General features: G+C 64.0%; 7 protein-coding genes. 5 read left to right on the top strand and 2 right to left on the bottom strand.

All coding sequences use genetic code 11. The features are described 5' to 3' along the window. Positions 1–47 precede the first annotated feature (47 nt). Both VGD20_RS16825 and VGD20_RS16820 read right to left on the bottom strand, forming a co-directional pair. Entirely contained in the window at positions 48–437 is a 390-nt protein-coding gene (locus VGD20_RS16825; RefSeq protein WP_331135534.1) for an endonuclease domain-containing protein, read from the bottom strand. Between the two features lie 107 nt (positions 438–544). Beyond that, on the bottom strand, positions 545–997 hold the full coding sequence (locus VGD20_RS16820; protein WP_331135533.1) for a GatB/YqeY domain-containing protein: 453 nt from the start codon (positions 995–997) through the stop codon (positions 545–547). Positions 998–1128: 131 nt separating this feature from the next. Between VGD20_RS16820 and carA the strand changes: the two genes are divergently transcribed. The 5 genes from carA to VGD20_RS16795 all read left to right on the top strand — a co-directional run bounded on the left by carA (position 1129) and on the right by VGD20_RS16795 (position 7310). After that, positions 1129–2313, top strand: a complete 1185-nt coding sequence (carA, locus tag VGD20_RS16815) for a glutamine-hydrolyzing carbamoyl-phosphate synthase small subunit (protein WP_331135532.1) — start codon at positions 1129–1131, stop codon at positions 2311–2313. Beyond that, positions 2310–2768 carry a hypothetical protein gene (locus tag VGD20_RS16810; protein WP_331135531.1) on the top strand — a complete coding sequence of 153 codons (459 nt, stop codon included), beginning with the start codon at positions 2310–2312 and terminating at the stop codon, positions 2766–2768. The genes carA and VGD20_RS16810 overlap by 4 nt, the downstream gene beginning before the upstream one ends. Beyond that, positions 2768–6088, top strand: coding sequence for a carbamoyl-phosphate synthase large subunit (carB, locus tag VGD20_RS16805; RefSeq protein ID WP_331135530.1), 3321 nt, complete (start codon positions 2768–2770; stop codon positions 6086–6088). Before VGD20_RS16810 ends, carB begins: the two co-directional genes overlap by 1 nt. A gap of 96 nt (positions 6089–6184) precedes the next feature. Further along, positions 6185–6661, top strand: coding sequence for a transcription elongation factor GreA (gene greA, locus VGD20_RS16800; RefSeq protein ID WP_331135529.1), 477 nt, complete (start codon positions 6185–6187; stop codon positions 6659–6661). Positions 6662–6674: 13 nt separating this feature from the next. After that, positions 6675–7310 (top strand): rhomboid family intramembrane serine protease, encoded by a 636-nt coding sequence (locus tag VGD20_RS16795; protein ID WP_331135528.1) that lies wholly within the window; start codon positions 6675–6677, stop codon positions 7308–7310. Positions 7311–7524 lie beyond the last annotated feature (214 nt).

Genomic DNA, 7524 nt, shown 5'->3' with positions numbered 1-7524 from the left:
CCCCGACCCCTCCCGCAAGCGGGAGGGGAGAGGAGCTGCTTTCGAGTTCATATGTCCCCCTCCCGCTTGCGGGAGGGGTTAGGGGTGGGCAGCGGGCCAAGAGTGCGTTCGATCTCGCTCACGACGCCTTCGATGTTCGCCATCGCGTCACTGTTCGTGAAACGAAGGACTCGAAATCGGTTTTCGGCAAGCCAATGGTCCCGGCGCTGGTCATAGGCTTGGCGCATGTCGTGCGAGTATCCATCGAGTTCGACTATCAATTGCGCTTCGCGGCAAAGAAAGTCGGCGAAATAGGGGCCGACAGGCATCTGCCGACTGAATTTCCAGCCGCCGATTTTTCGACCGGACAGGCAGCGCCATCGCTCGGCCGGAGTGGCGCCATTGCGCAACTCCTTCGCTCGCGGCGTGTCGCGGGGCTGAAACTGTCCGTCCATCATAGGGCGGTATGCCCACCCCCGACCCCTCCCGCAAGCGGGAGGGGGGAAGCAAGGTCGCGCCCTCCCGCTTGCGGGAGGGGTTAGGGGTGGGCAGCGCCGCTAGCGGATCAGCTCAACGCCGCCTTCACCCACCCGCTCGCCTTGCTCATGTCGAGCTGGCTGCCAAGCCGGTCCTTCACCGCCGCCATCACCTTGCCCATATCCTTGAGGCTCTCCGCCCCGAGTTCGACCACGATCGCCTTGATCGCGGCCATCGCATCATCGTCGGAGAGCTGCGCAGGCAGGAAATCCTCGATCACGACGACTTCGGCCGCCTCGATATCGGCGAGCTCCTGGCGTCCGCCCTGTTCGTACATGGCAATCGACTCGCGGCGCTGCTTGACCATTTTCTGGAGCACGTCGGTGACGAGTACATCGTCGTCGGCCGGCGCGGTGCCGGTGCGCAGCTCGATGTCCTTGTCCTTGATCTTGGCCAGCATCAGCCGGATGGTGCCGAGCCGCGCCTTGTCGCCGGCTTTCATCGCGGCGACCTGCGCAGCCTTGATGTCGTCACGAATCATGCGTGTCCCCATGCGCTGCAAATTTCGGAAAGGCCCTCTCTAGCGGCAAGTTTCGGAATCCGATAGCTTGTGAATCACTTTTTTGCCTCCTACTTGGTCGGCCGTTTAGCCCCCCGTCCGGAGCATGTTGAATGGCACCTGCCAACCCCCCAGTGGCGCCTAAAGTCGCGCCCAAAACCCAGCCTTCCGGGGCGACGGGCGTCCTTGTCCTTGCCGATGGCACGATCCTGTGGGGCATCGGCTATGGCGCGAGCGGCGCCGCGGTAGGCGAGATTTGTTTCAATACGTCGATGACGGGCTATCAGGAAATCCTGACCGATCCCTCTTATGCAGGGCAGATCGTCACCTTCACCTTCCCGCATATCGGCAATGTCGGCGCGAACCCCGAGGATATGGAGCGCGGCGTGCACGGCGCGCTCGGCGCGATCACGCGCGAGCTGCCGACGCAGCCGAGCAACTTTCGCAGCGTCCAGACCTTGCCCGAATGGATGAGCGAACAGGGCGTGATCGGGCTCGCGGGCATCGACACCCGCGCATTGACGCGCCGCATCCGCGATGCGGGCGCGCCGAACGGCGTGATCGCGCACAGTGCGGACGGCAAGTTCGACATCGACGAACTGCTGGCGATGGCGCGCGGCTGGGCGGGGCTCGAGGGCATGGACCTTGCGAAGGCGGTCAGCCGCACCGACACCGGCGACTGGACCGGTGGCGCGTGGACGTTGGGGCATGGCTATGCGACCGCGGACGGCGGCGAGCGGCCGCATGTCGTCGCGATCGACTATGGCGCGAAGGACAATATCTTCCGCAACCTCGTGAAAGCCGGTGCGCGCGTCACCGTGGTCCCCGCGACCGCGAGCCTCGACGAGGTGCTCAGCCACCAGCCCGCGGGCGTGTTCCTGTCGAACGGCCCCGGCGACCCCGCGGCGACGGGCGACTATGCGGTGCCGGTGATCCAGGGGCTGCTGACACGCGACATACCGATCTTCGGCATCTGCCTCGGCCACCAGATGCTCGGCCTCGCGGCGGGCGCGAAAACCGTGAAGATGCATCAGGGCCACCGCGGCGCGAACCATCCGGTGCAGCGCGCGGAAGATGGCGTGGTCGAGATCACAAGCATGAACCACGGCTTCGCGGTCGACGCCTCGACCTTGCCCGCGGGCGTGGTCGAAACGCACAAGAGCCTGTTCGACGGATCGAACTGCGGCATCGCAATCACGGGGAAGAACGCGTTCAGCGTGCAATATCATCCCGAGGCGAGCCCGGGGCCGCAGGACAGCTTCTATCTGTTCGAGAAGTTTGTGGGCGGGCTGAAGTGAAGATCTACGGCTTCGCTTCTGACAGCCTGACGAACATTTGGGCTGGGATTGGTGCTGGTAGGTGGGCCGTTGGCGCGTCTGACAATCCGACCTTCAATAAGGGCCGACAAACAAAAGCTGCTAAGATGCCGATCGGCTCTTTTGGGATTTTGTATTGCAGCGAAACGGGCTGCTACACGACGCCCTTCGTTGTTTACTCGCATCCCGATCCAGAAGCTATGGTTTCCAATATTTGGGCTGATCCTTGGGTGTTGCCCTTCGGTATCAAGCCTTTAGGTAACCCGTCACGGTCAATGACGGTTGCCGAAATGAAGGAACTTCTTCCCACGGTGAGGGAGCGCCAAATCAAAAATCCGCTTACGCATTTTATCACCGTTCAGGGGAACTTTGCGTTTCAGCCTTCGGAAATTTCGGAAGCTGACTGGTCTGTACTCATCGAAAAGCTTGCGATTTAATGCCCAAAAGAACCGACATCCAATCCATCCTCGTCATCGGCGCCGGCCCGATCGTTATCGGTCAGGCGTGCGAGTTCGACTATTCGGGAACGCAGGCGATCAAGGCGCTGAAGGAGGAGGGCTATCGGATCGTCCTCGTCAACTCCAACCCGGCGACGATCATGACCGATCCCGACCTCGCCGACGCCACCTATGTCGAGCCGATCACGCCCGAGATCGTCGCGAAGATCATCGCGAAGGAGCGCCCCGATGCGGTGCTGCCGACGATGGGCGGGCAGACCGCGCTCAACACCGCGCTCGCGCTCGCGCAGGATGGCACGCTGGCGAAATATGGCGTCGAGATGATCGGCGCCGATGCCGAGGCGATCGACAAGGCCGAGGACCGGCAGAAGTTCCGCGACGCGATGGACAAGATCGGGCTCGAAAGCGCGCGCAGCGGCGTCGCGCACACGCTCGACGAGGCATTCGCGGTGCTCGAACGCACCGGGCTGCCCTCGATCATCCGTCCGTCCTTCACGCTCGGCGGCACCGGCGGCGGCATCGCGTATAATCGCGAGGAATTCGAGCATATCGTCCGCGGCGGGCTGATCGCCTCGCCGACCACCGAGGTCCTGATCGAGGAATCGCTCCTCGGCTGGAAAGAATATGAGATGGAGGTGGTGCGCGACCGCAAGGACAATTGCATCATCATCTGTTCGATCGAAAATGTCGATCCGATGGGCGTGCATACTGGCGACAGCATCACCGTCGCGCCGGCGCTGACGCTGACCGACAAGGAATATCAGATCATGCGCAACGCGAGCATCGCGGTGCTGCGCGAGATCGGGGTCGAAACCGGCGGTTCGAACGTCCAGTTCGCGGTCAATCCGAAGGACGGCCGTCTGATCGTGATCGAGATGAACCCGCGCGTGTCGCGTTCGTCGGCATTGGCGTCGAAGGCGACGGGCTTTCCGATCGCGAAGGTCGCGGCGAAGCTCGCGGTCGGCTACACGCTCGACGAGATCATGAACGACATCACCGGCGTGACCCCGGCGTCGTTCGAACCGACGATCGACTATGTCGTCACCAAGATCCCGCGCTTCGCCTTTGAAAAGTTCAAGGGCGCCGAGGCGACGCTGTCGACCGCAATGAAGTCGGTCGGCGAGGTGATGGCGATCGGTCGCACCATCCATGAAAGCTTGCAGAAGGCGCTGCGCGGCCTCGAAACCGGCCTCTCGGGCTTCAACTTCGTCGACCGCCTCAAGGGCGCGAGCCACGACCAGCTTCGCAACGAGCTGGCGCAGCGCACCCCCGACCGGCTGCTCAACACCGCGCAGGCGATCCGCGAAGGGCTGCCGCTCGCCGACATCAACCGTGTCGCGGGCTACGACATGTGGTTCCTCGAACGCATTGCCGAGATCGTCGCCGCCGAACAGGATGTGTGCGAAAACGGCCTGCCGCGCGACGCCGACGGGCTGCGCAAGCTCAAAGCCATGGGCTTCTCCGACAAGCGCCTTGCCTATCTGGCGCTCCAGTCGGCGAACCTCCGCCCCGGATCGAAGCGCGCGACCGCGCGTGGCAGCGGGCTGATCCACGAAGCGGTCAAAGCGATGACCGGCGGCGTGACCGAAGCCGAAGTGCGCGCGCTGCGCCACAAGCTCGGCGTACGGCCGGTGTTCAAGACGATCGACACCTGCGCGGCGGAGTTCCAGGCGCAAACGCCGTACCTCTATTCGACCTACGAAGCCCCGACCTTTGGCGAACCCGAAAATGAGGCGAACCCGAGCGACCGCCGGAAGGTCGTCATCCTCGGCGGCGGTCCGAACCGGATCGGGCAAGGGATCGAATTCGATTATTGCTGCTGCCATGCCTGCTTCGCGCTGGAGGAAGCGGGTTATGAAACGATCATGATCAACTGCAATCCGGAGACGGTGTCGACTGACTATGACACATCGGATCGCCTCTATTTCGAGCCGCTGACGGCCGAGGATGTGCTCGAAATCCTGCACGTCGAAATGTCGAAGGGCGAACTCGTCGGCGTGATCGTGCAGTTCGGCGGGCAGACGCCGCTCAAGCTCGCGCAGGCGCTGGCGGAGGCGGGCATCCCGATCCTCGGCACCTCGCCCGACGCGATCGACCTCGCCGAAGATCGCGAGCGCTTCGCAGCGCTGGTCAACAAGCTGGGCCTCAAGCAGCCCGAAAATGGCATCGCGCGCAGCCGCGAGGAAGCCGTCGCGGTCGCGGCGCGTATCGGTTATCCGGTGCTGACGCGCCCGTCCTATGTGCTGGGCGGCCGCGCGATGGAGATCGTCGACGACCAGGCGCAGCTCGAAAATTATATCGAGACCGCGGTGCAGGTGTCGGGCGACTCGCCGGTGCTGATCGACCGCTATCTGCGCGACGCGATCGAGGTCGACGTCGATGCGCTGTGCGACGGAACCGATGTCGTCGTTGCGGGCGTGCTGCAGCATATCGAGGAAGCCGGCGTCCATTCGGGCGACAGCGCCTGCTCGATCCCGCCCTACAGCCTGCCGCCGCATATCGTCGCCGAAATCGAGCGGCAGGCCGATGCGCTCGCGCGTGCGCTGGGCGTCCTTGGCCTCATGAACATCCAGTTCGCGGTCAAGGGCGACGAAGTCTATCTGATCGAGGTCAACCCGCGCGCCAGCCGCACCGTGCCCTTCGTCGCGAAGGCGGTGGGCTCGCCGATCGCCAAGATCGCGGCGCGCGTGATGGCGGGCGAGAAGCTCGCCGACCTGCCGAAGATCAACCGCGACATCGCGCATGTCGCGGTGAAGGAAGCCGTGTTCCCCTTCGCGCGCTTCCCCGGCACCGATCCCGTGCTGTCGCCCGAGATGAAGTCCACCGGCGAAGTCATGGGGATCGATCGCAATTTCAACCTTGCTTTCGCGAAGGCGCAGCTGGGGGCAGGCGACCGCCTGCCGACCACGGGGCGCGTCTTCGTATCGGTCAAGGACAGCGACAAGCCGCGCATCATCGGCGCGGTCAAGCAGCTGACCGATTGGGGCTGGAAGGTGATCGCGACCGGCGGCACCGCCGATTATCTGGCGGGGCAGGGGATCGACGTCGAGCGCGTCAACAAGGTCGCCGAAGGCCGTCCGCATATCGTCGACCGGATCAAGGACGGCGACGTGCAGCTGATCTTCAACACCACCGAAGGCTGGCAGAGCCTGCAGGATTCGCAGTCGATCCGCGCCTCGGCGCTCGCCGCCGATATCGCCTATTATACAACGGCTGCGGCAAGCGATGCGGCGACGCAGGCGATCGGGGCTTTGCGCGCGCACAGTCTTGAAGTGAAGCCGCTTCAGGACTATTATTGAAGGTACCGCTCCACCTCCCCGACATTACGGAATAGCGGCGCAGCCGCCCGGCGAAGTTTCGCTGGCGCTGGATTATTGACGAAGGACAACAGGATAATGGCAAGCGTTGAAAAGGTGCCGATGCTGGCAGAAGGCTATGAGAAGTTGAACGCGCAACTCGCGACCCTCAAAGCCGAGCGACCGTTGATCGTCGATGCGATCGAGGAAGCGCGCGCGCATGGCGACCTTTCGGAAAATGCCGAATATCACGCCGCCAAGGAGCGCCAGGGCCAGGTCGAAGCGACGATCGGCGACCTCGAGGACCGCCTCTCGCGCGCCCAGGTCATCGACCCGACGACGCTGTCGGGCGACCGCATCGTGTTCGGCGCCACCGTCACGCTCGCCGACGAGGACGACAAGCCCGTGCGTTACCAGATCGTCGGCCAGGCCGAAGCCGACGCCAAGGACGGCAAGATCAGCTATAATTCGCCGCTCGGCCGCGCGCTGATCGGCCGCCGTGTCGAGGACGAGATTGAAGTCACCGTGCCCGCCGGCGATAAATATTATCTGGTGAAGAAAATCGAATTCATCTGACGGGGCGGGGACGATGAAGCCGCAGGATGCACCGCTCGTTACGGGCTATGCGCTCGTCTGCGTCGTCGTCTTCGTGCTCCTTTCGATCACCGGATTCCAGGTCGATGCGATCGTGCGCGCAGGGTTCATCCCTGCGCGTTTCGGCAGCGAGCTGATCCTGCCGCCGGGGACGATGGTCCCCTTCGTGCTGACCCCGCTATCGTCCGCCTTTCTGCACGGCGGGGTGCTGCACATCGTCTTCAACATGCTTGTCCTGCTGTTCATCGGCCGCCAGCTCGAGGCGCCGCTGGGCGCGAAGGCGATGGCGGTGCTGCTCGTCGCAGGCGCTTATGGCGGCGCACTCGCGCAGTTTCTGGCCGATCCGGCGTCGGCGGTGCCCATGATCGGCGCCAGCGGCGCGATTTCGGCGGTGATCGCGGTATTCGCGCTGATCTTCAGCCGCAGCAAAGCGCCGGCGATCGGTCCGATTCCCGGCCACTGGGTTCGCGCACTATGGCTCGCCGCGGCATGGATCGGCGTCCAGCTGCTCATCGGTTTTGCCGGCGGCGGCGGTTTTGGCTCGATCGCGGTCTGGGCGCATGTCGGCGGGTTTCTCGCGGGGCTTTTGCTCGCGCGTCCGCTGCTACGCTGGCGGTTCGGCGGCAGATAAGCCGGACAGGGCCCGCTGCTCAGTGGCGGTTTGCAACCATCCTTTTTTGGCGATCCAGGCGCGCAACGGGACGGGGCGCTGGTCGGTGCACATCAGTTGACGATTTCGGCTCGTTCGTCCGAGCGCAGCGCGGCCAGTCGCTCTCTCCACATCTGCAGGGCTTCGGGCGTCAATCTGGTCCAATGCGTGATTTCGCCAAGGACCTTGAGCGGGG

The organism is Sphingopyxis sp. (assembly GCF_036402335.1).
Taxonomy (GTDB): domain Bacteria; phylum Pseudomonadota; class Alphaproteobacteria; order Sphingomonadales; family Sphingomonadaceae; genus Sphingopyxis.
The sequence above is the reverse complement of the archived record's forward strand: the minus strand, read 5'-3'. Positions and strand labels throughout refer to the sequence as shown.